The sequence below is a fragment of the Cupriavidus pinatubonensis genome, from assembly GCF_019602855.1.
Taxonomy (GTDB): Bacteria; Pseudomonadota; Gammaproteobacteria; order Burkholderiales; family Burkholderiaceae; genus Cupriavidus; species Cupriavidus pinatubonensis.
Map to the genome: position 1 here is coordinate 1,581,900 of NZ_CP080766.1, position 25,174 is coordinate 1,607,073.

23 protein-coding genes are annotated in these 25,174 nt (G+C 66.4%); 14 read left to right on the top strand and 9 right to left on the bottom strand.

Going from position 1 to position 25,174, the window contains the following annotated elements; translation table 11 throughout:
• Positions 1 to 86: 86 nt before the first annotated feature.
• The 4 genes from K2O51_RS07185 to K2O51_RS07200 all read left to right on the top strand — a co-directional run bounded on the left by K2O51_RS07185 (position 87) and on the right by K2O51_RS07200 (position 5,035).
• Positions 87 to 1,640 (top strand): acyl-CoA synthetase, encoded by a 1,554-nt coding sequence (locus K2O51_RS07185; RefSeq protein WP_220629994.1) that lies wholly within the window; start codon positions 87 to 89, stop codon positions 1,638 to 1,640.
• A 28-nt stretch (positions 1,641 to 1,668) separates the two neighbouring features.
• Complete coding sequence (locus K2O51_RS07190) at positions 1,669 to 2,844, top strand: acyl-CoA dehydrogenase family protein (RefSeq protein ID WP_011301418.1); 1,176 nt, start codon at positions 1,669 to 1,671, stop codon at positions 2,842 to 2,844.
• 79 nt (positions 2,845 to 2,923) lie between these two features.
• The gene (locus K2O51_RS07195) at positions 2,924 to 3,919 is read left to right on the top strand and encodes a tripartite tricarboxylate transporter substrate-binding protein (protein ID WP_011301417.1); all 996 of its coding nucleotides are present in this window, start codon (positions 2,924 to 2,926) and stop codon (positions 3,917 to 3,919) included.
• A gap of 18 nt (positions 3,920 to 3,937) precedes the next feature.
• Positions 3,938 to 5,035 (top strand): CaiB/BaiF CoA transferase family protein, encoded by a 1,098-nt coding sequence (locus K2O51_RS07200; protein WP_011301416.1) that lies wholly within the window; start codon positions 3,938 to 3,940, stop codon positions 5,033 to 5,035.
• A gap of 50 nt (positions 5,036 to 5,085) precedes the next feature.
• Here the strand turns inward: K2O51_RS07200 and K2O51_RS07205 are convergent, their stop codons facing one another.
• The 9 genes from K2O51_RS07205 to K2O51_RS07245 all read right to left on the bottom strand — a co-directional run bounded on the left by K2O51_RS07205 (position 5,086) and on the right by K2O51_RS07245 (position 16,036).
• Positions 5,086 to 5,553, bottom strand: coding sequence for a hypothetical protein (locus K2O51_RS07205; protein ID WP_140950692.1), 468 nt, complete (start codon positions 5,551 to 5,553; stop codon positions 5,086 to 5,088).
• A gap of 87 nt (positions 5,554 to 5,640) precedes the next feature.
• Positions 5,641 to 6,978: an MFS transporter gene (locus K2O51_RS07210; RefSeq protein ID WP_011301414.1), complete on the bottom strand. Its 1,338-nt coding sequence runs from the start codon at positions 6,976 to 6,978 to the stop codon at positions 5,641 to 5,643.
• Between the two features lie 99 nt (positions 6,979 to 7,077).
• Positions 7,078 to 8,055, bottom strand: coding sequence for a Bug family tripartite tricarboxylate transporter substrate binding protein (locus tag K2O51_RS07215; RefSeq protein ID WP_011301413.1), 978 nt, complete (start codon positions 8,053 to 8,055; stop codon positions 7,078 to 7,080).
• A 44-nt stretch (positions 8,056 to 8,099) separates the two neighbouring features.
• On the bottom strand, positions 8,100 to 9,080 hold the full coding sequence (locus K2O51_RS07220; RefSeq protein ID WP_011301412.1) for a tripartite tricarboxylate transporter substrate binding protein: 981 nt from the start codon (positions 9,078 to 9,080) through the stop codon (positions 8,100 to 8,102).
• Positions 9,081 to 9,171: 91 nt separating this feature from the next.
• Entirely contained in the window at positions 9,172 to 12,732 is a 3,561-nt protein-coding gene (locus K2O51_RS07225; protein WP_220629995.1) for an indolepyruvate ferredoxin oxidoreductase family protein, read from the bottom strand.
• Positions 12,733 to 12,819: 87 nt separating this feature from the next.
• Entirely contained in the window at positions 12,820 to 13,878 is a 1,059-nt protein-coding gene (locus K2O51_RS07230; RefSeq protein WP_220629996.1) for an Ldh family oxidoreductase, read from the bottom strand.
• The gene (locus K2O51_RS07235; protein ID WP_011301409.1) at positions 13,875 to 14,579 is read right to left on the bottom strand and encodes a GntR family transcriptional regulator; all 705 of its coding nucleotides are present in this window, start codon (positions 14,577 to 14,579) and stop codon (positions 13,875 to 13,877) included. Before K2O51_RS07235 ends, K2O51_RS07230 begins: the two co-directional genes overlap by 4 nt.
• A 6-nt stretch (positions 14,580 to 14,585) precedes the next feature.
• The gene (locus tag K2O51_RS07240; protein ID WP_011301408.1) at positions 14,586 to 15,740 is read right to left on the bottom strand and encodes a UxaA family hydrolase; all 1,155 of its coding nucleotides are present in this window, start codon (positions 15,738 to 15,740) and stop codon (positions 14,586 to 14,588) included.
• 5 nt (positions 15,741 to 15,745) lie between these two features.
• Positions 15,746 to 16,036, bottom strand: a complete 291-nt coding sequence (locus tag K2O51_RS07245) for a UxaA family hydrolase (protein ID WP_011301407.1) — start codon at positions 16,034 to 16,036, stop codon at positions 15,746 to 15,748.
• A gap of 205 nt (positions 16,037 to 16,241) precedes the next feature.
• Between K2O51_RS07245 and K2O51_RS07250 the strand changes: the two genes are divergently transcribed.
• The 10 genes from K2O51_RS07250 to K2O51_RS07295 all read left to right on the top strand — a co-directional run bounded on the left by K2O51_RS07250 (position 16,242) and on the right by K2O51_RS07295 (position 25,053).
• The gene (locus tag K2O51_RS07250; RefSeq protein WP_011301406.1) at positions 16,242 to 16,703 is read left to right on the top strand and encodes a hypothetical protein; all 462 of its coding nucleotides are present in this window, start codon (positions 16,242 to 16,244) and stop codon (positions 16,701 to 16,703) included.
• Entirely contained in the window at positions 16,693 to 17,058 is a 366-nt protein-coding gene (locus tag K2O51_RS07255) for a hypothetical protein (RefSeq protein WP_011301405.1), read from the top strand. The genes K2O51_RS07250 and K2O51_RS07255 overlap by 11 nt, the downstream gene beginning before the upstream one ends.
• Positions 17,059 to 17,109: 51 nt before the next feature.
• Positions 17,110 to 18,081 carry a zinc-binding dehydrogenase gene (locus K2O51_RS07260; RefSeq protein ID WP_011301404.1) on the top strand — a complete coding sequence of 324 codons (972 nt, stop codon included), beginning with the start codon at positions 17,110 to 17,112 and terminating at the stop codon, positions 18,079 to 18,081.
• Positions 18,082 to 18,106: 25 nt separating this feature from the next.
• Positions 18,107 to 18,901, top strand: coding sequence for a TauD/TfdA dioxygenase family protein (locus K2O51_RS07265; RefSeq protein WP_011301403.1), 795 nt, complete (start codon positions 18,107 to 18,109; stop codon positions 18,899 to 18,901).
• A 104-nt stretch (positions 18,902 to 19,005) separates the two neighbouring features.
• Positions 19,006 to 20,124 carry a Re/Si-specific NAD(P)(+) transhydrogenase subunit alpha gene (locus K2O51_RS07270; protein ID WP_220629997.1) on the top strand — a complete coding sequence of 373 codons (1,119 nt, stop codon included), beginning with the start codon at positions 19,006 to 19,008 and terminating at the stop codon, positions 20,122 to 20,124.
• A gap of 10 nt (positions 20,125 to 20,134) precedes the next feature.
• Positions 20,135 to 20,500 (top strand): NAD(P) transhydrogenase subunit alpha part 2, encoded by a 366-nt coding sequence (locus K2O51_RS07275; protein WP_011301401.1) that lies wholly within the window; start codon positions 20,135 to 20,137, stop codon positions 20,498 to 20,500.
• Positions 20,497 to 21,963 (top strand): NAD(P)(+) transhydrogenase (Re/Si-specific) subunit beta, encoded by a 1,467-nt coding sequence (locus K2O51_RS07280; RefSeq protein WP_011296109.1) that lies wholly within the window; start codon positions 20,497 to 20,499, stop codon positions 21,961 to 21,963. Before K2O51_RS07275 ends, K2O51_RS07280 begins: the two co-directional genes overlap by 4 nt.
• Before the next feature lie 36 nt (positions 21,964 to 21,999).
• Positions 22,000 to 22,791 carry an SDR family NAD(P)-dependent oxidoreductase gene (locus tag K2O51_RS07285; RefSeq protein ID WP_011301400.1) on the top strand — a complete coding sequence of 264 codons (792 nt, stop codon included), beginning with the start codon at positions 22,000 to 22,002 and terminating at the stop codon, positions 22,789 to 22,791.
• An 11-nt stretch (positions 22,792 to 22,802) separates the two neighbouring features.
• Complete coding sequence (locus K2O51_RS07290) at positions 22,803 to 23,999, top strand: acyl-CoA dehydrogenase family protein (protein WP_220629998.1); 1,197 nt, start codon at positions 22,803 to 22,805, stop codon at positions 23,997 to 23,999.
• On the top strand, positions 23,992 to 25,053 hold the full coding sequence (locus K2O51_RS07295; protein ID WP_220629999.1) for a phosphotransferase: 1,062 nt from the start codon (positions 23,992 to 23,994) through the stop codon (positions 25,051 to 25,053). The genes K2O51_RS07290 and K2O51_RS07295 overlap by 8 nt, the downstream gene beginning before the upstream one ends.
• Positions 25,054 to 25,174 lie beyond the last annotated feature (121 nt).

Consider the following 25,174-nt stretch of genomic DNA (forward strand, 5'->3'; position numbering starts at 1 on the left):
TTGGTTATGACTTTATAGCCAAGCCTGCATTGTGGTGATGTCGCTCATCTTACAGACTCCACCAGACATACAGCATGGAGACGCCGATGGGCTTTGCATATTTCCTGCGCCGCGCCGCGCGCTACTGGGGCGACCTGCCGGCCGTCCTCTATCGCGATCAGGTCCTGACCTACCGCGAGCTCGACGAGCGCTCGACGCGGCTCGCCAACGCGCTGCTCGCGATGGGGCTGCGCCAGGGCGACCGCGTGGCGGTGCAGTCGCGCAACCGGCCGGAACTGGTGGAAATCGAATGCGCGCTGTACAAGGCGGGCCTGGTCAAGGCGGCGCTCAACCCGCGCTTTACTGCGCCCGAGGCGTCCGACGTGGTGGAAAACTGCCAGCCGCGCGTGCTGATCGCCGGGCCGGGCTACGCCGGCTATTCGCCGGCCACGCGCGGCTTCGGGTCGGTGGAAACGTTCGTCTCTATCGGCAAGGATGCGCCCGGCTATGCAGCCTATGAAGCGCTCCTGGCTGAAGCCAGCACCGAATTGCCCGAGATCACCCCCGCGCCCGGCGATCTCGCCGTGCTGCATTTCTCGTCCGGCTCGACCGGCAAGATCAAGGCCGCCATGCAGAGCTACGGCAACCGCCTGGCAGCGCTGCGCAAGATGCTGATGGGCATGGACAGCCCGCCACGGCCCGGTGACCGGCTGGCGCTGATCGGGCCCGTCACGCACGCGTCCGGCATGCTGATGCAGCCTTACCTGTACTGCGGCGCCACGCTGGTGCTGTTCGAGAAATTCGAGCCGGCCGATTTCCTGGCCGAGGTGGCGCGCCTGCGCATCACGCACGTGTTCATGGTCCCGGCCATGATCAACATGCTGCTGGCCGAACCCTCGCTGGCCAGTGCGGACCTGAGCAGCCTGAGGACGCTCGCCTATGGCGCTGCGCCGATGGCGCCGGCACGCATCCGTGAAGCGTGGGAGCGCATCGGTCCCATCCTGTCGCAGGGCTACGGCGCGAGCGAGTCCACCTCGGGCGTCACGCGCCTGTCTACGGCCGATCATGCGCAAGCCATCGCCTCGTACCCCGAGCGGCTGGCCTCATGTGGCCGCGCGCTCGGCGAGACCGAGGTGCGCGTGGTCGATGAACAGGGCCGCGAGGTGGCCGTCGGCGAGATCGGCGAACTGGTGATCCGTGGCGAGGACGTGTTCCAGGGCTACTGGGGCGAGCCGGCGCTGACGCAGGAGGTGCTCGTCAATGGCTGGCTGCGCACCGGCGACATGGCGCGCGTCGACGCGCAGGGGTACCTGTACCTGGTGGACCGCAAGAAGGACATGATCATCTCCGGCGGCTTCAACGTCTACCCGACCGAGGTCGAAGCCACGCTGTACCAGCACCCCGACGTGCTGGAGGCGTGCGTGATCAGCGTGCCCGACGAGACCTGGGGCGAAAGCGTCAAGGCTGTCGTCACGCTTCGCCCGGGCCGGCAGGCCAGCGCCCAGTCGCTGATCGCGCATTGCCGCGAACGGATTGCCGACTACAAGTCGCCGCGCTCGGTGGACTTCGTCGACGAACTGCCCAAGAACGCCAGCGGCAAGCTGGCCCGCAAGCTGGTGCGCGAGCCGTACTGGCAGGGCGCATCGCGCCGCGTGAATTGATAAAGCCGAGAAAGCCGAGGAAGCCACCATGTTCGAATACCTGACCAATCCGCTGTTGACCGAGACGCGTGCCGCCGTCCGGCGCTTTATCGACGAAGAACTGCGGCCGCTCGAACGCGAACTGGGCCTGGGCTCGGAAGACCCGTGGCCGGTCGAAACGCTGCGCAACGTGTGGCGCCGCTCCAGCGAGCTTGGCCTCTACGCCGCCTGCTTGCCGGTGGCGCTCGGCGGCAAGGGCCTGAATATTGCCGAGCAATGCGCGCTCAAGGCGGACCTTGCGGCGAGCGGCTGCGTGCTGGCGCCGCACGTGCTCGGCGACCTGGGGGGGCCGCCGCGCGTGGGCAATATGCTCAAGTACGCGACCCCGGAGCAGCTCGACCGCTACTTCCTGCCGGTGATCCGCGGCGAGAAGTCGACCTGCTTCGCGCTCACCGAGACGCATTCGGGCTCCGACGCCCAGAGCATTGCCACGACCGCAGTGGCCGATGGCGACACGCTCGTCGTCAACGGCAGCAAGCACTACATCAGCGGCGCGCCGTTCGCGAGCTTCGCCATCGTCATGTGCGTCACCGATGCGACCGTATCGCCGCCCGCGATCAGCGCCGTGCTGGTGGACCTGGACCTGCCGGGCGTGACCGTCACGCAGGCCTACGTGCCGATGTCGGGCCAGCATATCGATGCCGATATCGCTTTCGACAACGTGCGCGTGCCGCGCGCCAACATCCTCGGCGGCGAGGGCAATGGCTTCAAGCTGGGCATGTCGCGCATCAACGTCAACCGGCTGCTGCATTGCCCGTCCATGCTCGGACTTGCAACCAGCGCTTACCGGTCGTCGCTGGAATACGCGGGCAAGCGGCGCCAGTTCGGTGGCCCGATCGCGCGCTTCCAGGCCATCCAGCACATGCTGGCCGACATGGCAGCGGCGCTGTGGGCGTGCGAGAGCATGATCGCGCAGACCGCCGCGCTGGCCGATGCCGGCGCGGACCTGCGCATGAAGGCGGCGGCGTGCAAGCTGTTCGTTTCGGAGCGCTGCTTCGAGGTCGCGGACAAGGCCGTGCAGATCCACGGCAACGTGGGCGTCACGCGCGGCCATCCGGTGGAGCAGGCCTTCCGCAAGCTGCGCATGTTCCGCGTGTTCACGGGCACCAGCGAGATCCAGCGCAATACCATCGCCAAGGCGATTCTCGAACCTGCGACGAAATAGCCGCCCGCCCACGGCACGGCAACGACATACCCAGACAATAGGCGGTGCAGGACACTGCCCGCCAGCCACGGAGACAACCATGAACCGCCGACAATGGCTTGCCACCACAGGTGCCGCCGCGGTCAGCGCAATGCTGGCCCCGGCGCGCGCCGCCGCACCGGCATCCGCCGCCTATCCTACCCGCCCGATCCGCCTGATCGTTCCGTTCGTGGCGGGCAGCTCGCCCGACAACTCGGCGCGGATGCTGTCGTCGGAGCTGGGCGCCCGGCTCGGACAGCCGCTGGTCGTGGAGAACATGCCCGGCGCGGGCGGCATCATCGGTGCCGGCGCGCTCAAGCGTGCGGCGCCCGACGGCTACACGCTGGGCCTGCTGGCCAATACGCACGTGATCAACGTGCACATGTACCGTAATGCGCCGTATGATGCGGCGCGCGACTTCACGCCGATCACCGCGATCTCGGGTGGCCCCACCGCACTGGTGGTGCCGGCCGATTCGCCGTACCGCACGGCCGGCGAACTGATCCAGGCGATGAAGAAGGCGCCTGGCAAGCTCAACTACGGCTCTGGCGGCAAGGGCAGCATCGCCCATCTGGCGGTCGAAGCGCTGCTGCACCAGACCGGCTGCGAAGCCGTCCACATCCCGTACAAGGGCGCGCCGGAAATCGTGTCCGCCATGCTGAGCCACCAGACCCAGTTCGGCATGCCAGTGCTCGCCACGGCCACGCAGTACGTGCGCAACGGACAGGTGCGCGCATTGGCCGTCTCGTCGTCATCGCGCTCGCCGTACTTCCCCGATGTGCCGACGCTCGCCGAGGTCTTGCCGCCGGGGTTTGTGATCGACAACTGGGGCGGCCTGTTCGCGCCCGCAAATTTCCCGCCGGCACTGACGCAGAGATTGTTTGCCGCCGTCACCGAAGTGCAGGCGAGCGGCCGCATGGACGCGCAGATCAAGGCCAATGCCGGTGAACTGCGGCGCAGTGCCTCCCCGGCCCAGTTCCGCGACATGGTCGCCGCCGATAACGCCCGCTACGGCGCGCTGATGCGTTCGATCGGCATGCTTGCCGATGTCGGCTAAATCTTGCGGAGCGTTGCGATGAAACCAGAGTGGTCCTGCCTCAGGGACGTGAAGATCATCGACGTCAGCCAGTTACTGCCTGGACCGCATGCCACCAGCCTGCTGATGCAGCTTGGCGCGGACGTGATCAAGGTGGAGCAGCCGGGCACGGGCGACACCTCGCGCCAGCTGGGCAAGGCGGTATTTGCGCAGTTCAATCGTGGCAAGCAGTCCGTGGCGCTCGACCTGAAGTCGGCGCACGGCCGCGAGGCCTTCCTTGCGCTGGTGCGCGATGCGGATGCGGTGGTGGAAGGTTTCCGCCCGGGCGTGATGCGGCGGCTTGGACTCGACTACGAGGCGCTGGCCGCGGTCAACCCGGCCATCGTGCTGTGCTCGGTCTCCGGCTTCGGGCAGGAAGGTCCGTACGCGGACCATGCCGGCCATGACCTCAACTACCTGGCGCTCGCCGGCTACTGGTCGGTGCCGGTGCAGGTGCACGACAAGGTATCGCGGCCGCGTGCGCGTATCTCGGACTACGCGGCATCGGGCTATGCGGCACTGTCGCTGGCGGTGGCCATCATGAGCGCGCGTCAGAACGGCCACGGCCAGCATCTCGACGTATCGATCCACGATGCGATCCTGTCGTGGACCGCGCACGGCGCATGGGCCGCGCGCGGCTACGAAGAGAGGCCTGCCGATGCGCCAATGGTGATGCCGGACAACGACCTGTTCGAAACGCGCGATGGCCGCCACCTGGCGCTTGGCATCCTGGAAAACAAGTTCTGGGGGAACCTGGGCGAAGCCCTTGGCGAGACCTTCCCCGCATTGCGCGATCCGCGCTTTGCACAACGGCCGGGCCGGCAGCAGCACAAGGCCGAAGTGCATGGCCTGTTGCAGGAGATTTTCAGGTCGCGCACGCTGGCCGAGTGGACGGACACGTTTGCCGCGGTCGATGTGCCGTTCTCGCCTGCGCTCGGCGCACGCGAGCTGTTTGACGATCCGCACATCAAGGCACGCGGCACAGTTCGTCATCTGCCTGATGAGGACGCGATCGCGCTGCGGTTTCCGGTGAAGTTCTCGCTGGGTCTGCCGGATGGTGATGACACGGTGCCGCCGCTGGGTGGCGCTGGCGGCTGACGACCGGCGACGCTGATCGAGCTGACCACGCGGAGGCCTCGTCAGCGTCGTCAGAGCTTCTGCTGCGCCGCGAGCGCGAGAATCTTCGCCCACCGCCGCGCATGCGTGCGTGTGGGCATGGGGATCTGCCAGAGCGGCCGGGCATTGTGCTCGAGCCGCAGGGCCAACGCCCACGTGCCCGCATCGGTGACCGGCTCGGCGCCCGCGATGTCGGCGAAGATGAAGCGTGATTGCACGTCGCCAAGCACTACCGTGCCGAGCTTGCGGTCCGCGTCGATGCGCAGGCTGCCCCACGTGCCGCCGACAGACAGGATGCGTTCGCCCTGCCTGCGTACACCGTGGATGGCGCGCCAGCGCCGCACGCCATCGGCAATCAAAGCGGCCAGCAGCGCGATGGCAAGCGCGACAGCGCCGCCACCGGCAGGGGTGCCGGCTGCGTCGGCGACGGCATGGTAGAGACGGACCAGCCCGTAGATCAGGGCCCCGATCAGGGCCAGGCCAAGCAGGATAAAGGGCACGTACGGCTCCGGCGCGTACCGGGCAGGCTGCCCGGCGTTCAAAGCCGCGATTTTACCGGCGCCCCGGTGAAGGGCGCCGGCATGCGACTACGAGAGCCGCCGGCCCAGCGTCTCCGGCACCATCCGCAGCCCGATCAGCGACACCAGCCCGCAGCCGATCAGGTAGAACGCCGGCGCATTGGGGCTGCCCGTCACGTGGATCAGCACGGTCGAGAACAGCTGTGCAAAGCCGCCGAACACCGCGATGGCCACGTAGTAGGTCACCGCCATGCCGGTCGCGCGCAGGCGCTGGGGCAGCACCTCGCTGACCAGCACCAGCGTGGCGGGCGACGTCATCGCCATCGGGATGGCCAGGCACCCGACCACTACCAGCAGGCAAGTCAGCGACGGGAAGGTGTTGATCAGCACGAAGGCCGGATAGGCCATCACCAGCAGCGCGATGCGCGACCACCACACCATGGTGCGGCGCCCGACCCGGTCGCTCAGCAAGCCTGCAATGGGCCCGAAGATCACCATCATGCCTGCCGCGACAAAGCCGGCCCACACCGCGTCGCCGCGCGGGATGTTGAGCTGGAACGAAGCGTAGTTGGGCAGGTAGTACGCAATCAGGTGCACGGCGGCAGCCAGGCCGGTCATCAGCAGCACGCTGGCCACGAGTTCGCGCCAGTGCGCGCGCATCAACTGCCAGCCGCCGGCCGCGGCCTTCTTGCGAGCCGGGGCCTCCAGCGTTTCTTCCAGCCGGCGGCGGATGACCTGACCGACAGGAATGACGAGGATGCCGATCAGGAAGGCCACGCGCCAGCCCCAGTGTTCCAGGGCGTCCGGACTCAGCGTATGGCTGAGCGCGAGCGCAACCAGCGCGGCGAAGACCGCGGCAATGCCCTGGCTGGCGGTCTGCCAGCTGGTGTAGAAGCCGCGCGAACGTTCGTCCGCATACTCCATCAGCATTGCGGTGGCGGAGCCCATTTCTCCGCCGATCGCGAAGCCCTGGACGAGGCGCGCGACGATCATCAGGATCGGCGCCATGATGCCGAACTGCGCATAGGGCGGCGTCACGACAAGGATCAGCGCGCTGAGCCCCATCAGCCACATCGACAGCAGCACCGCCGGCTTGCGGCCATAGCGGTCGGCGTAGGCGCCGATCACGAGGCCGCCGAGCGGGCGCATCAGGTAGCCCGCGCCAAACGTGCCGAAGGACAGCAGCAGCTGGCCCAGCGGATTGCCCACCGGAAAGTAGAGCGGAATGATCAGCGTGGCAAAGAAGTTGTACACGCCGGAGTCATACAGTTCCAGCGCGCCGCCGATGGTGATCGCCGTGATGGCCGACGCCTTCGACATCGGTTTCTTCTGGTCCGGGTGGTCCGCTTGCTGGCCGGATACCGGCGGGTGCGCGGGCGCCACCATGGTGGTCGGGTCGAGAGGCATTGCAAGTCTCCTGGGCGCGGCAGACCGGTTAGCCATGTGTGGCTGCCGCGTTGTTGACGTCTGAATCTGAATGCGACGCCGCCTCAGGCGGCGCCTGCGCTATTCGGGTTTGAGTCCCGCGCGCCTGACGGCGAGCGGCCATACCTTCTGTTCCGCTTCGATGAGGCTGGCGAATGCCTGCGGCGTGCTGCCTACGGGCTCGAAGCCCTGGCTGGTCAGCCGCTCGCGTACCGCTGGTTTGCCTACCGCACTTGTCAGCGCCTGGCTCAGCCTGGCGATGATTTGCGGCGGCGTACCGGCGGGCGCGACCAGACCGTACCATTCAGTGGTATCGATGCCCGGCACGCCGGCCTCGGCAAGCGTCGGCACATCGGGCAACTGCGGCAGCCGCTGCTTGCTCACCACCGCGAGCGCCTTGAGCTGTCCGGAGCGCAGCAGCGGTTCGGCCACCGGCAGGCCCGGGAACATCAGTTGCACATGGCCGCCGACCACGTCGGCCAGCGCCGGCGGCGCGCCTTTGTAGGGCGCATGCACGATGTCCACGCCGGCCTGCCGCTTGAACGATTCGCCGATCAGGTGAAGCTGCGTGCCCGGTCCCGAAGAGGCATAGCTGTAACGCCCCGGTTGTGCTTTGATCTTCGCCACCAGATCGCGCACTGAAGTTGCCACGGCCGGATTGACGACCATGACGTAGTTCAGGCTGACCAGTTGTCCAATGGGCGCGAACTCGCGCGACAGGTCCACGGTGGCGTTGGCGGACAGGCTGCGGTTGATGATCGTCGGGGTGGTCGCCACCAGCAGGGTGTATCCGTCCGGCGCCGCCTTTGCTGCCGCTGCCGCGCCGATATTGCCGGCCGCACCGGGGCGGTTATCCACCACCACGGGCTGGCCCAGGCTGACGGCGAGCTGCTCGGCGACCACGCGCGTGGCCATATCGACACTCCCGCCCGCGGGCCACGGCACGATGAGTTTCACGGGGTGATTCGGGTACGAACCCTGTGCCCAGGCCCCCGTCATCATCACGGCCAGCCCGATCGCGCCCAGCATCTTCTGCTTGCCTTGCGTCTGGGATTTCACAACCACTCTCCTTTACTTCTAGCGTTACTGCTTGCTTTACTGCGTCATTCCAGGCGGAAGCCGGTCTGCTTGATGGCCAGCGCCCATTTCTTCTGTTCGGCGGCCATGAAGGTCGCGAACTGGGCCGGCGAACCGGCCGCGGCCGGTTCATAGCCCTTGCTGGCCAGCTGCTGGCGCACGCCGGGCGCATTCAGCGCTTTTTCGATCTCCTTGCCGAGCAGCGCTACGATGTCCTTCGGCGTGCCTGCTGGCGCCACCAGCCCATACCACTCGCTCGCCTCGATGCCCGGGTACCCGGCCTCCGCCATGGTCGGGATGTCCGGGAACAGCGGCAGGCGCTGCTTGCTGGCCACCGCGATGCCCTTGAGTTGGCCGCCCTTCACGAACGGCATCACCGCCGGCACGCCATGGAACATCATGTGGATGTGCCCGCCCACCATGTCGGTCAGCGCTTGCGGGCCACCCTTGTAGGGCGCGTGGACGATATCGACGCGGGCCATCTCCTTGAAGACCTCGCTGACCACGTTCTGCTGCGTGCCGGGGCCGACCGAGGCATAGCTGAGCTTGCCGGGCTCGGACTTGGCACGGGCCACCAGGTCCTTGACCGAGCCGGCCACCGACGGGTTGACGACCAGCATGTACGGCGAGCTGGCCATCAGTCCCAGCGGCGCGAAGTCCTTGCCGAAGTCGAACGGCAGGTTCTTCTGCAGGCTGGCGTTGATGGCCATCGGCGCGCTGGCGACCAGCAGCGTGTAGCCGTCCGGCGCGGCCTTGGCGCCCATGCCGGCGCCGATGTTGCCGGTGGCGCCCGGCCGGTTGTCGATTACGAACTGCTGGCCCAGGCTCGCCGTCATCTTCTCGGCCACGGTGCGCGTGACGGTATCGACGCCGCCACCGGCCGGCCACGGCACGATGATGCGCACGGGGCGATTCGGGTAACCGCCTTGCGCCAGGGCGCTGGTGGCACCCGCAACGAGGGCAATGGCGCCCAGGGCATGACCCACGCGGTGCAGTACGGATTTCATGGCTTGTCTCCTTGTTGTCTTGTGATGGTCCCCGCGTCTCGGGTTCGGGGGACTCGCTACACCAATCGTTTTAGTCGTTCGTAGTTCGTCTTCAGGCTGCCACGGTGGGCCGGGCCGCTTCGCGCTGCACGTCGCCTTGCTTCCATTGCGCCGTCAGCCGTTCCCAGCGCGTCCGCACGGCGGCCACGTTGCGCGCCTTGATGTGGCCATAGCCGCGAATGTCCATCGGCAGGCGCGCAATCTCCAGCGCCAGCTCCAGGTTTTGCGCAGACAGCTTTGGCAGCAGCGCCTCGATGCCGCGGCGGTACTCGGCGATCAGCGCGCGTTCTTCCTTGCGCTCCTCGGTGTAGCCGAACGGGTCGAATGCGGTGCCGCGCAGGCCCTTGAATTTCGCCAGCACACCGAAGGCCGAGCGCATCCACGGGCCATACGTGCCCTTGACCAGTTCACCCTTGTCGTTCTTCTTCGCGAAGAGCGGCGGCGCAAGGTGGTGCACCAGGCGCACGTTGCCTTCGAACATCGACTCGATCTGCTTGCGGAACGCGGCGCCGGTGTGCAGGCGGGCCACCTCGTATTCATCCTTGTAGGCCATCAGCTTGAACAGCGAGCGCGCCACGGCCTCGGTGAGGCGCGTGCCACCCGTGACCGACTCGGCGATCCTGACGCAGTCGATGAAGCTTTCGTACTGCGCCGCGTAGGCGCGGTTCTGGTAGCCGGTCAGGAACTCGACGTGGCGCGCCAGCAGGTCGTCGAGCGACGGCTTGCGCAAGAACTGGATCACCTGGGCATTGGCGGCGCGCACCGGTACGCGCGACATGTCATGCGCGCACATCCGGCCCCATTCGAACGCCGCCTTGTTGCTGTCGATCTGCACGCCGTTCAGTTCGATGGCCCGCATGATCGCGTCATGCGACAGCGGCACGCGGCCCTTCTGCCATGCGTAGCCAAGCATCATCAGGTTCGCGTAGATCGACTGGCCCATCACCTGCTTCGCCACTTGCTCTGCGTCGAAGCTGCCGACCTGGTCCCGGCCCACTGCCTGCGCGATGCGGCCGACGGCTTCCTCGGTCTGCGGGTCCCAGTCAGGGTTGCGCACGAAGGCGGCGGTCGGGGTCACATGGCTGTTGAGCACGACATAGGTGCGCTGCGGCGACATGGCGGCAATGGTTGCCTTGCTGGCTGCGACCACCGTGTCGCACGCGATCACCAGGTCCGCCATGGCCATGTCGACACGGCTCGCATGCAGCGCATCGGGGCTCGCGGCGATCTGGATGTGGCTCCAGGTGGAACCACCCATCTGCGCCATGCCGGTGGCGTCCTGCGTGATCACGCCCTTGCCTTCCAAATGCGCGGCCATGCCCAGCACGCCGCCGATAGTCACGATGCCGGTGCCCCCGATACCCGCCACGACGATGCGCGCCGCTTCCGGCAGCACGGGCAGCGGGATGTCGGTCGGCACGGATTGGACCTTTCCGCCGGTCGACGGCTTCTTCAGCTTGCCGCCCTCAACGGTGACAAAGCTCGGGCAGAAGCCCTTGGTGCACGAGAAATCCTTGTTGCAGGTGTCCTGGTTCACCTTGCGCTTGCGGCCGAATTCGGTCTCCACCGGTTGCACGGCCAGGCAGTTGCTTTCCACCGAGCAGTCGCCGCAGCCTTCGCACACGAGCTCGTTGATGACCACGCGCTTGTCCGGGTCGACCATGGTGCCGCGCTTGCGTTCGCGACGCTTCTTGGTGGCGCAGGTCTGGTCGTAGATGATCGCCGTGACGCCGCTGACTTCGCGCAGTTCGCGCTGCACGGTGTCGAGTTCGTCGCGGTGGCGAATCGTGACGCCGGCTGCCAGGTTCGCGACACCCTTGTACTTCTCGGGCTCGTCCGTGACCACCACGATCTGGCGCACGCCTTCAGCGTGCAGTTCGCGCGACATCGCGGGGACGTCAAGCTCGCCGCCGTCCACCGGCTGGCCACCGGTCATGGCCACGGCGCTGTTGAACAGGATCTTGTAGGTCAGATTCACGCCGGCGTGGATCGACTGGCGTATCGCCAGGAGACCCGAATGGTTGTAGGTGCCGTCGCCCAGGTTGGCGAACATGTGCTTGCGCTTGCTGAACGCCGACTGGCCCATCCAGTGCACGCCTTCACCGCCCATCTGCGACCACGACGTGGTCGAGCGGTCCATCCACACCACCATGCCGTGGCAGCCGATGCCGGCGGTCGCGACGGAGCCTTCCGGCACCTTGGTGCTGGTGTTGTGCGGGCAGCCCGGGCAGAACCAGGGCAGGCGGTCGGTGCCGCGCGAATCGCCCTGCGCGGTGGCGCGTTCCTTGGCTTCGATTTCCTTCAGGCGCACGTCCATGCGCGCGGCCACGTCGTCGGGCACGCCGAGCGCCTTGAGACGCTGCGCGATGGCCTTGGCCACCAGCGCCGGCGACAGGTCGGCCTTGGCGCGCAGCAGCCAGTCCTCGGCTGGCCGCGCGTGGCTCCATTCGCCGCCCACGCCTTCGGTGTGGTGGTACTTGCCGAACACGGCCGGGCGGGCCTGCTCGGGATAGTGGTACAGCTCGTCCTTGAGTTGCTGCTCGATGATGGGACGCTTTTCTTCCACGACCAGCACCTCGCGCAGACCATGCGCGAACTCGCGCACGCTCAGCGATTCCAGCGGCCACACCACGCTGACCTTGTGAACGCGGATGCCGAGCGCGCGGCAGGTGGCGTCATCGAGACCCAGGTCGAGCAGCGCCTGGCGCGTATCGCTGTAGGCCTTGCCGCTGGCGATGATGCCGAAGCGGTCATTCGGGCCTTCCACCACATTGCGGTTCAGCCGGTTGGCGCGCACATAGGCGAGCGCCGCGGGCCACTTGTATTCCATCATGCGCGCTTCGGCCGCCAGCGGATCGTCGGGCCAGCGGATATGCAGGCCGCCCTCGGGCACGGCGAAGTCTTCCGGCAGCAGGATGCGCACGCGGTCCGAATCGGTGACGACCGACGAGCCGGACTCCACCACTTCCTGCACGGTCTTCATGCCGGACCACAGGCCGCTGAAGCGGCTCATGGCGAAGGCGTGCACGCCCAGGTCCAGGATGTCCTGCACGTTCGACGGGAAGAACACCGGCAGGCCGCAGGCCATGAAGGTGTGGTCGCTCTGGTGCGCGAGCGTGCTGCTCTTGGACACGTGGTCGTCGCCGGCGAGCGCGATCACGCCGCCCAGGCGCGACGTGCCGGCCAGGTTGGCATGCTTGAGAGCATCACCGCTGCGGTCGACGCCGGGGCCCTTGCCATACCAGATGCCGAACACGCCGTCGTATTTCTTGCTTTCCGCATCGAAGTCCAGCTGCTGCGATCCCCACACGGCCGTGACGCCGAGCTCTTCGTTGACGCCGGGCTTGAACACGACGTGGTTGTCGGCGAGGTATTTCTTCGCCTGCCACATGGCCTGGTCATAGTTGCCGAGCGGCGAGCCGCGGTAGCCGGAAATGAAGGCCGCGGTGTTGTGGCCCGCCATGGCGTCGCGCCGGCGTTGCAACAGCGGCAGGCGCACCAGCGCCTGCACGCCGCTCATGTAGGCACGGCCGGATTCGAGCGCGTACTTGTCATCGATCGAGACAGCTTCCATGGCCTTCCGGGCCGCGTCGGGGAGAATTGGAGCGTTCATGGGGCGGATTCAGCCAGTGTGTTTGTAGGGTAGGGACGGCCAGCGTCTGCCGGTAGCCCGGATATCAGCAATCTGTGTGTGGTTGGATCAGGCCGGAAGCGAGACTGGATGCGGGACTGGAAGCGGAATGCCCAGTTGCTGGCCCAGCGCGCCTAGCTCACGGGCAATGGCGTCTGGCAGTGCGATGCCGTGCGCTCGGCCTTCGCGTTCCAGCGTGTCGCCGCGGTGGCCGGGGAGCCGTGCATCCCCGCCGCCGGCGGCCAGGTAGTTGCCGGTCCACTGCGCCATGTAGTCGGCGAAGACGCCCTGGCCGGAAAAGGCCTCGGGCTTGACCAGCCAGACAAAGCCGCCCTGACGGCCGACCGCACCGCCGCTGCCGACGTGGTTGCGCTCTGGCGAGAGCGAATCGGCCGTGGCGGCCAGCGCACCCGCGAGGCACTCCACCATCATGGCGATGCCGATGCCCTTGTGGCCGCCCGTGGGTAACAGCGACCCGGCGAGTGCGCGTTGCGCGTCGGTGGTCGGCTGACCGTCGGCGTCGAGCGCCCAGCCTTCGGGAATGGGTTTGCCCTCGCGGGCGGCAAGCAGGATGTGACCGCGCGCGGCGACGCTGCACGCCACATCGAACACGATCGGCGCCTGGCCCGGCAGCGGGCAACCGAAGGCGATCGGGTTGTGACCGATGGCGGGGCCGGAAAAGCCTTCCATGCCGAGAACCGGCGGGGTGCGCTGTCCCACCATGCAGAACGCGCCGGCCTCGGCCGCGAGCAGTGCATGGATGCCAAGTGCGCCAAGGTGGCCGCACGACTGCACCGCGACGAGCACGGAAGCGCTCGATTCCAGTGCTTCCAGACCAAGCCGAACCGCATGCGGCCCCGCAACCTGTCCCATGGCACCATCGGCGTCCAGCACGATGCCGCCGGCAAAGGCACGGTGCGACATTGTCGCGCGCGGATTGAAGTCACCGGCGCGCAGGCGGTCGACGTAAGACGGCACGCGTGTCATGCCATGCGTCTTGTAGCCGCGCAGTTCGCTGCGCACGAGCGCGGCGGCGGCCTCGACGGCATGCTCGGGCGCCACGCCGCACGATTCGAATACGGCCGACGTCCATTGCTCCAGGCCGTGGACATTCCATCGGGTCGTCATGACGATTTCTCCCGCACGATCATCAGCCGCTCGGTGAACGGCGCGGCATAGACCGACTGGTAGTAGAGCGGCTGGTCGCGCAGCGTGTAGCCGCGCATTTCCATGATGAAGGCCGGAGCCTCGGGGTCGATGCCAAGCTGGCGCGCGACCGTTGCCGGCGGCTTTTCAAAGCGGATCCACTGGTCCACGCGCAGCGTCGGCAGCGACAGGCGCTGGCCGATCAGCTCGCGCAGGTTCTTTTCCAGTGCCTCGCGGTCCAGGCCGCCCAATTGGGCGAAGTCTTCCTCGCGCAGCCAGAACTCGCTGTACAGGTCAAAGCGGCCGCCGACGTTGATCACGCGCTCGATGCGCACGTAGCCATCGCCTTCGAGGAAGTCTGCCCACGGCCCCTTCTTCTTGATGCGCTTGACCGAGCGCGCGTGGACGTACGACGGCAGTTCGTTGCCCTCTTCGTCGCGGAAGCGCAGGTAGCGTACGTCCGCCGGCGCGACGCGCGTACCGGATACGAACGTGCCGCGCCCCTGCTCGCGCGTGATCAGTCCTGAGTGCGTCAGCCGGATCAGCGCTTTCTGAATGGTGCCGACGCTTACGCCGTGCATGGCGGCCAGCTCTGCCTCTGACGGCAGGCGGTCGCCCTCGCGCAGGGCGCCGGATTCGATGGAGCGGATGATCGCGTCGGAGACGCTGTTCAGTTTGGTCATGGTTGCTCAGAGGCTCAGTGCGAATCGACTGATCGCGGTCTCCCGGACATCGAGCACCTCGCTGGTCAGCTGCGTGCCCGATGCGATATCCATCGCATAGGCATACAGCTGCTCGCCAAGGTCGGAGATCTTCTCTCCGTGCTGCAGGACGCCGCTCACGTCGAAATCTATGTTGTCGGCCATGGTCTGCAGCGTATTGACGTTGCCGCACACCTTGACGGTCGGTGCCACCATGCTGCCGATCGGGTTGCCCACGCCCGTGCCGAAAAACGTGAGCTGGCACCCGCCGGCGGCAAGCGCAGTCAGATTTTCCACTGCCGCGGCCGGTGCGTCCATGAAATGCAGCCCCGGCTTGCGCGGCGCCTCGCCGTAGCGCAGCACGCCCACCAGTGGCGTGCTGCCGGCCTTGGCCATGGCGCCCAGCGCTTTTTCCTCGACGGTGGTCAGACCGCCGCGCTTGTTGTCGGGCGAAGGCTGGTCTTCGCGCATGTCGACGCCGCGCGAGATCGCGAGGTTTTCCATATTGCGCACCGCAGTGACGAAGGCCTCGCGCACGCGGCCGTCAGCGGCGCGTTCGGCAAACAGGTGATCGGCGCCAATGAATTCCGAGGTCTCCGAGATGATGACAGTGCCGCCTTCGGCGATCACCATATCCGCCATGCGTCCGATGACCGGATTGCAGCTCAGGCCCGAGGTGGTATCCGATCCGCCGCATTCCACACCGATTACCAGCGACGATACCGGGCACGGCACGCGGCGCGCACGCGACGCGGCCAGCGACAGGCGGGCCGCCTTGCGCGTGCCTTCGGCGATGCAGTCAACAGTGCCGTTGGGCTGCAGGTGCACGCGTTCGACCGGTTTGCCGGCAGCCTGGATGCGGCGCGCCACTTCTTCCGTGGACGAGGGCTCCAGGCCAACCAGCAGTACCGAGGCGATATTGGGGTTGCGGCCCAGCCCGGCCAGCTGCTCGAAGGCGAAATCCAGGTCGGCGCCGAACTGGCCGCGCACGAACAGCGTAGTGACCGGGATGCAGCCGCCCACGGTGCGCGCAATGGTGCGCGTCACAGGGTTGCAGTTATCCATGACCGAAACGACGGCGACCCAGTTGCGCACGCCGACCGCGCCGTTTTCGCGCGGATATCCGAGAAAGGTGGTTGCCATCTGTGTCAGCCCTTGTGCAGGTCGCCGCGCGCGCGCGCCGATTCGATGTTGTGAACGTGCATGTGTTCGCCGGCCCGGATCATATGGCTGGCGCGGCCGATGACCTGGCCGTACTTGACGATGTCGACGCCCGAAGGCGTGTCGGTGATGCAAATCTTGTGGCCGAAGGGCACGTCCTGCAGCAGGACCAGTCTTCCTGATCGCTCGCCTTCCAGGGCGCACGCTTCTCCGGCGTGGCCCGCGTCCAGCAGCGTGGCCACATTGTCGGTCGGGTTCAGTACGATAGCTCGGGGCATTGATCAACTCCTGTATAGGTGTTGAGATGCAATGTAGAGAATTGCACAATGCTTAGTCAAGGCAAATCGCGTATCCCCCCGAGAAAACCACTACTCTTATATAGAAGTCCTATATAGAAGTTGTTGACATCGGCTTGCGGCGTGTCTATCGTCATGTCAACGGCGCCGCGGTTTTGCGCCGATGTGATTCAACAAAGGAGTCAGCATGAAGGTGGTGTCACACCTGGAAAAGATTGCGAAGCTTCAGGCACTGCGCGACCGCCTGGATCCGCTCGATGATTTCGAGCTGTGGTTCTGGGCCGGCATGACGGCCGGCACGCATGCGGTCAATGCAGCGCTGCATCAGGCAGGCGTCACGCTGGACGACAACATGTTCGCCACGCAGCCCGGCGTGTATCTGGTGCCCCAAGCGGACGGCAAGCTGCAGGCGGCGTTCCGGCCGCTTGGCGACGTGCTGCATGTCGGGCGCCCGAAAGTGGAGGCACCGGTGCCCGCCGACATCGCCGCGATGATGGAAGACATGGAGCGCATCGAGCATTACCGCGACCCGTGCTTGCGCGAAGGCCTGGTCCCGACCGAGGCCATTGCCCGCAGCTGCGACACGGCGCTGCGGCATTGCCTGGATTTGCTGGCGACGCGCATGGAGGGGAGTGCACATGGACATTGAAGGACACCTCGGCATCGCGCGCCGCATCGAGGCATCGCTGCAGAAATGCGGACCGGCCGACTACGAGATGACCATCGAGGCCGCGATGCTCGCCGGCACGCACTGGCTGAACGTGCTGCTTCACAAGCTTGGCACCACGCCGGCGCAGCAGGACGTGTTCCACACGTACCTGCTGACCGTCAACGAGTTCCGGCGGCTGACGGTGGCGGCGGAAAAGCCGCTGGCGGCGCTGGCGGCCATCGAGGACACGCGTGCGCCGTTTGTGCGGGGCAATCATCCCGGCGGAGAAGCCGCGGCCGAACGTGCGCTGACGCTGCTTTCGCTGATCCGTGCGACGGCGCTCGGCCAGGCGTGAGACAGCAAGGAATCAGTCAGTAATCGAACGAAACAAAGCAAGGAGCCAACAGTGAAGGCAATTCGTGTGGTGCCGGGCCCGGAGGGCGGCAAGGTCGAGGTGCAGGATATTCCGGTTCCCGTCGCGGGGCCGGGCCAGGTGCTGGTCAGGGTTCGTGCATCGGGCCTGAACCGCGGTGAGATTAACCAGGCGAAGGAGTTGCGTACCGGCAATACCATCACCACCGGCGTCGAGTTCGCGGGCGAGGTGGCCGAAGTCGGTGAAGGCGTGCACGGCTGGCGCAAGGGCGACCGCGTCATGGGGCACGGCAAGGGCTGCCAGGCTGAATATGTCGTTTCCGATCCGATGGCGCTGATCGCCGTGCCGGACGGCATGTCGTGGATCGATGCCGCCGCGTTTCCGAATGTCTTTATCACGGCACACGACGCGCTGGTGGTGAACGGCCAGCTCAAGCAGGGCGAGTCGGTGCTGGTCAACGGTGCGTCGGGCGGCGTGGCGATGGCTGCCATCCAGATCGCGTCGCTGATGGGCGCCAAACCGGTGATTGCCCAGTCGCGTTCGGCCGCCAAGCTCGACAAGCTCAGCCAGTACGGTGTGGACGTCTGCATCGATTCGTCGAAGGACGACCAGGTCGAAAAGGTGATGGAGGCGACCGGCAACAAGGGCGTCGACGTCATCATCGACACGGTCGGCGGGCCGGTGTTCGAAGCCAATATGAAGAGCCTTGCCGTTCAGGGGCGCCTGGTGAACATCGCGCGGCTAGGCTCGGCCACGGCGCAGATCGACCTGGCCCAGCTATGGCTCAAGCGTCTGCACCTGATCGGCGTGACGTTCCGTACCCGCACCGAGCAGGAGCGGCTCGAATGCATCCAGGCGTGCGCGCGCGACATGCTGCCGTTCCTGCGTGCCGGCCGCGTGCGGCTGCCGATCGACCGTACCTTTGCCATGACCGATATCCACGCGGCGCACGCATACATGAAGCAGGACCAGCACGTCGGCAAGATCGTGCTGCTGGTCGACTGAATCCACCGATAGAAGAGGAGACATCATGACCATTGAAATCAAGCCGCTGACCGGTTCGGTCGGTGCATCCGTGACCGGCGTCAACCTGAACGACCCGATCAACGACGCCACCTTCAAGGTGCTGCACCAGGCGTTCCTCGAACACGGCATGCTCGTGTTCCGCGGCCAGTTCCTGCAGCCCGCTGCGCAGGTGGCCTTCGCCCGGCTGTGGGGCACGCCCGTGCAGGGCAACCCGCTGCTCAAGGGGCTGGCGGAGTTCCCGGAACTGTTTCAGGTCACCAAGATTCCGAAGGAGACCGCCTCGACCGAGGCCTGGCACTCGGACTCGATCTACACCGCGGTGCCGCCGAAGATCTCGATCCTGTCGGGCGTCACGATTCCCATCGGCGGCGACACCATGTGGTGCAACCAGTATCTCTCGTACGAACGCCTGTCGCCGGTCATGCAGCGCCTGATCGAGGGCCTGCGCGCACGCTTCTCCGGCGCGCGCCTGGCCAAGATGACGGGCTCGGACAAGGTGCCATCGGCGGTGCACCCGATCGTGCGCACGCATCCGGAGACGGGCCGCAAGGCACTGTACGTCGGCCATCCGGACACCGCCGAATGCATCGAAGGCATGACCGAGGCCGAGAGCCGTCCGCTGCTCGACTTCCTGTACGAGCATTCGGTCACGCCGGACAACGTCTACCGCCACATGTGGCAGGAAGGCGATGTGGTGATGTGGGACAACCGCTGCACCATGCACTACGCCGTCCATGACTACGGCAATGCCGAGCGCGTACTCAACCGCGTGACGCTCGAAGGCGAAGTGCCCAACTGAGCGGCACGAACCGACCGGCACCGCAGGCGGCACTGGCCCCACGCGGTGTCCGGCGCGCAGCGTCCCCATGCTGGTTGGCGCGGCGGATCACAGGAGATGGAACCATGCAGATAGGCATCCCGACTGAAACTCGGGCGGGAGAGGCGCGCGTCGCCGCTACGCCGGAGACAGTCAAGAAATACGTCGCACAAGGCCACAAGGTCGTGGTGCAGGCGGGCGCGGGCTTGCGTGCCAGCCAGACCGATAGCGCCTATGAGGCGGCCGGTGCGACGATCGGCACCGCCGCCGACGCGCTCGGCGCGCCGCTCGTGCTCAAGGTGCGCGCACCTGAGAGCGCCGAACTGGCGCAGATGAAGTCCGGCGCCGTGCTGGTGGGCATGCTCAACCCGTTCGATACCGAGAACAACGCGCGCATGACCGCCGCCGGCATCACCGCCTTCGCGCTCGAAGCGGCACCGCGCACCACGCGTGCGCAGAGCATGGACGTGCTGTCCTCGCAGGCGAACATCGCCGGCTACAAGGCCGTGCTGGTCGCAGCGCATCACTACCAGCGCTTCATGCCGATGCTGATGACCGCCGCGGGCACCGTCAAGGCCGCGCGCGTGCTGATCCTCGGTGCCGGCGTGGCGGGCTTGCAGGCGATCGCCACGGCCAAGCGCCTCGGTGCGGTAATCGAAGCCTCGGACGTGCGCCCGGCCGTGAAGGAGCAGATCGAATCGCTCGGCGGCAAGTTCCTCGACGTGCCGTTCGTGACCGACGAAGAGCGCGAGATCGCGCAAGGTGTCGGCGGTTATGCGCGGCCAATGCCGCCGGACTGGATGAAGCGCCAGGCCGAGCTGGTGCACCAGCGTGCGATCCAGGCCGACATCATCATCACCACCGCGCTGATCCCCGGCCGCAAGGCACCGGTTCTGCTGCACGAAGCCACCGTGCAGCAGATGAAGCCGGGCTCGGTGGTGGTCGACCTGGCCGCCGCGCAAGGCGGCAACTGCCCGCTGACCGTGGCCGACGAAGTGGTCGAGCGCCATGGCGTGATCTTCGTGGGCCATACGAATCTGGCCAGCATGGTCGCCGCAGACGCCTCGGCGCTGTACGCGCGCAACGTGCTGGACTTCCTCAAGCTGGTCATCGACAAGGACGGCCAGTTCTCGCTCAACCTCGAAGACGACATCGTCGCGGCTTGCCTGATGACGCGGCGCGAAGAAGCGGCGCTGGCCGGTTAAGGAGACAACCATGGAAATGGTGAACCACACGGTGATCAACCTGATCATCTTCGTGCTGGCGATCTACGTGGGCTACCACGTGGTGTGGACGGTCACGCCCGCGCTGCACACGCCGCTGATGGCGGTAACCAATGCGATCTCGGCCATCATCATCGTCGGTGCGATGCTGGCCGCTGGCCTGACTGAAGGCGGCGTGGGCCGCGCGATGGGCACGCTTGCGGTGGCACTGGCTGCGGTCAACGTGTTCGGCGGCTTCCTCGTCACGCAGCGCATGCTCGAGATGTTCCGCAAGAAGGCGCCGAAGGTGAAGGCCGAGGCGCAGCCCGCAAAGACGCCCGCGCATGCCGGCGGAGAACTGGTGGAGATGCCGCGATGAACGGACTGTCCATGAATACCGTGACGCTGTTCTACCTGGGCGCGTCGGTCTGCTTTATCCAGGCCCTCAAAGGGCTTTCGCACCCGGCTTCGGCCCGCAAGGGCAATGCCTTCGGCATGATCGGCATGGCGGTGGCGGCACTCACCACGGTGGCGCTGATCCTCAAGCTCAAGAACGAGTTCCTCGCTGCCGGTAGCGGCACGACAGCCGGGTCTGGCCTTGCGCTGATCCTGGCTGGCCTGGTCGTCGGCGGCGGCATCGGCGCCTATGTGGCGAAGAAGGTCGAGATGACCAAGATGCCCGAACTGGTCGCGGCGATGCACTCGCTGATCGGTCTCGCGGCGGTGTGCATTGCGGTGGCCGCGGTGGCGGAACCTTCCGCCTTTGGTATTGCGCCGGCGGGCTCGCATGAGATTCCGATGGGCAACCGCATCGAACTGTTCATCGGCTGCTTCGTCGGTGCCATCACGTTCTCCGGCTCCGTGATCGCCTTCGGCAAGCTGGCAGGTCGCTACAAGTTCCGCCTGTTCCAGGGTGCCCCCGTTGTGTTCGCGGGCCAGCACATGCTGAACCTGGCGCTGGCCGTCGCCATGGTCGGCTTCGGCATTGCGTTCTTCATGACGCAGGAGTGGACGCCGTTCCTCGTCATGCTGGCCATCGCCTTCGTGCTCGGCGTGCTGATCATCATCCCGATCGGCGGCGCCGACATGCCGGTGGTGGTGTCGATGCTGAACTCGTACTCGGGCTGGGCGGCCGCCGGTATCGGCTTCTCGCTGAACAACCCGATGCTGATCATTGCCGGTTCGCTGGTGGGTTCGTCCGGTGCCATCCTCTCGTACATCATGTGCAAGGCGATGAACCGTTCGTTCTTCAACGTGATCCTCGGCGGCTTCGGCAGCGATGCGGGAGCGAGCGCAGCAGGCGGTTCGCAAGTGCAGCGCAACGTAAAGTCGGGCTCCGCCGATGACGCCTCGTTCCTGATGGGCAATGCCGAGACCGTGATCATCGTGCCGGGTTACGGCCTGGCAGTGGCGCGCGCCCAGCACGCACTCAAGGAACTGACCGAAAAGCTGACCGAGAAGGGCGTGACCGTGAAGTACGCGATCCACCCGGTGGCGGGCCGCATGCCGGGCCACATGAACGTGCTGCTGGCCGAGGCCGAGGTGCCCTACGACCAGGTCTTCGAGATGGAAGACATCAACAGCGAGTTCGGCCAGGCCGACGTGGTGCTGGTGCTCGGCGCGAACGACGTGGTGAACCCGTCGGCCAAGACCGATCCGAAGTCACCGATCGCCGGCATGCCGATCCTGGAGGCGTACAAGGCCAAGACCATCATCGTGAACAAGCGTTCGATGGCGGCCGGCTACGCCGGCCTCGACAACGAGCTGTTCTACATGGACAAGACCATGATGGTGTTCGGCGACGCCAAGAAGGTGGTCGAGGACATGGTCAAGGCGGCGTAAGCACTACGTCATACGGATATCGGAGGAGACATGGCAATGAACCATGAGGACGGACGCAGCCTGAACCCGTTCGCTGATCTGGAGGGCAAGGTGGCGCTGGTCACCGGCGCCTTCGGTGGACTGGGTCTGCATTTCGCGAAGACCCTGTCGCGCGCCGGCTGCAAGGTGGCATTGGCCGGACGGCGTGTGGGCGAAGGCGAGGCGCTGCTGGCCGAACTGCGCAAGCAGGGTGGACAGGGTTGCGTGGTCGCGCTCGACGTCAGGGACCCCACCTGGGTCGATTCGGCATTCGAGCGAGCGCAGCAAGAGCTGGGTCCGGTGCAGATCGTCGTCAACAGCGCCGGCATTGCAACCACCGGCGCGGCCATGGACGTGGACGAGGCGCAGTGGCAAAGCGTGATCGACACCAACCTGAACGGCGCCTGGCGCGTGGCGCAGCGTGCCGCGCGCATGATGCGCGACACCGACACGCACGGCAGCATCATCAACATCGCGTCGATCCTCGGGCTACGCGTGGCCCAGCAGGTGCCGGCATACACCGCAGCCAAAGCGGGCCTGATCCACCTGACGCGCTCGCTCGCGCTGGAGTGGGCGCGCCATGGCATCCGCGTCAATGCGTTGGCGCCGGGTTACTTCGAGACCGAGATCAACCGCAGCTTTTTCGAGACCGAGAGCGGGCAGGCGCTGATCCGGCGCATCCCGCAGCGCAGGCTCGGTCAGCCGCGGCAGCTCGACGGCGCGCTGCTGTTACTGGCGTCTGACGCATCCGATTTCATGACCGGCACGGTGCTGCCTGTCGACGGTGGCCATTCCATCAATTCGCTTTAAGGCAAGCCTCCATGTTCACTCCCTGCCCCACCGAACGCAGCAAGGCCATTGCCGACCGCGTCGAGGCCTTCGTGCGCGACGTTGTCGCGCCGTATGAGCGCGATCCCCGCAACGCCGGCCACGGCCCGACCGAGGACCTGGTCCGCGAACTGCGCGCCAAGGCGCGCGAAGCCGGCGTGATGACGCCGCACATCCTGCCCGACGGCGATCACCTGTCTCAGCTGGAGACGGCAGCGGTGCTCAAGCGCTCGGCGTTGTCGCCGCTGGGTCCCGTGGCGGTCAATACGATGGCGCCGGACGAAGGCAATATGTATCTGCTTGGCAAGGTCGCCACGGCGGAGCAGAAGCGGCGCTTTCTCGACAAGCTCGTGAGCGGCGACGCGCGTTCGGCGTTCTTCATGACCGAGCCGGCCGAGGAAGGCGGCGCCGGGTCCGATCCGTCGATGCTGCAGACCATTGCCGTGCAGCAAGGTGACGAGTGGGTCATCAACGGCCGCAAGATGTTTATCACCGGAGCGGAAGGCGCGGCGGTGGGCATCGTGATGGCGCGCACGGGCGGCGACGACAAGGTCCAGTCCACCATGTTCCTGGTGGACCTGCCCAACCCGGCCATCCGCATCGAACGCGTGCTCGACACCATCGACAATTCGATGCCTGGCGGCCATGCGCTGATCGTCATCGACAATCTGCGTGTGCCGGCCAGCCAGGTGCTTGGCGAAGTCCATGAAGGCTTCCGCTATGCGCAGGTACGGCTGTCCCCGGCGCGGCTGTCGCATTGCATGCGCTGGCACGGGTGCGCCACGCGCGCGAACGAGATCGCCACAGCCTACGCGACGCGGCGCAAGGCCTTCGGCAAGCTGCTGATCGACCATGAGGCCGTGGGCTTCATGCTGGCCGAGAACCTGATCGACCTGCAGCAGGCGGCGCTGATGATCGACTGGTGCGCGGGCGTGCTCGATAGCGGTGTGCTCGGCACCAACGAAAGCTCGATGGCAAAAGTGGCGGTGTCCGAGGCGGTGTATCGCGTCGCTGACCGCTGCGTGCAGGTCATGGGCGGTACGGGCGTATCGCGCGATACGATCGTCGAGCAGGTATTCCGCGAAGTGCGCGCCTTCCGCATCTACGATGGCCCGACTGAAGTTCACAAGTGGTCGCTGGCGAAGATGATCAAGCGCAAGGCCCTGAACGGCGAGGCGAGCCATGGCTGAGGCGCACGATTTCGCCGGCACGGTGCCGGTGCGCGAGCAGCACCGCTTCGACCAGGCGGCGCTGGAGCGGTGGATGGCGCAGCACGTCGAAGGCTACGCCGGACCGCTGACGATCGATCAGTTCAAGGGCGGGCAATCCAACCCTACCTATCGCCTGCGCACGCCAGGACACAGCTATGTGCTGCGGCGCAAGCCGCCCGGCGAACTGCTCAAGGGTGCGCACGCGGTGGAACGCGAAGCGCGCGTGATGGCGGCGCTGGGACAGGCGGGCTTTCCGGTGCCCCGTATCCACGGGCTCTGCACCGACGATTCGGTGATCGGCAGCTGGTTCTTCGTCATGGATATGGTCGAAGGGCGCATCTTCTGGGATGCCGGCTTCGCCGACGTGCCGCGCGACGAGCGTGCCGCGTACATGGATGCGATGAACGCGACACTGGCCAGCCTGCATACGATCGATCCGCAGGCCATCGGGCTCGGTGACTACGGCAAGGCGGGCGGCTATGTCGCGCGGCAGGTGGCGCGGTGGTCGAAGCAGTACCTCGACGACGAACTCGCTGGCCGGCATCCGGCGATGGACCGGTTGGTCGAGTGGCTGCCGAAACATCTTCCCGCGAGCGACGACGTTGCCATCACCCACGGCGACTTCCGCGCCGACAACCTGATCTTCCATCCGACCGAGCCGCGCGTGCTGGCGGTGCTGGATTGGGAGCTGTCGACGCTCGGCGATCCGCTGGCCGACTTCGCCTACCACGCGATGATGTTCCGCATGCCACCCGATATCCTGGGCGGGATCGCGGGACGAGACCTGGTGGCGGCAGGCTTGCCGGACGAGGCGGCGTACGTCGCGGCTTATTGCCGCCGCACCGGGCGCGAAGGCATCGCCGACCTGGACTTCTACATCGCCTTCAACATGTTCCGCTTTGCTGCGATCCTGCACGGCGTGAAGGGCCGTGCTGCACGCGGCACGGCATCCAGTGCCGAGGCGCATGCGATGGGCGAGCGCTTCGCACGCGTGGCGGACCTGGCGTGGGCGCAGGCGCAGCGCGTGGGCTGACATTGTCGTAGTCGTAGTCGTAGTCGTAGTCGTAGTCGTACTCGAAGTCGACCGTCAGGCCAGGCGCAGCTGTCGGCGTAGCCGCCTGTGCCTGCGATCCTTGGATCCTCCTGTAAAACCC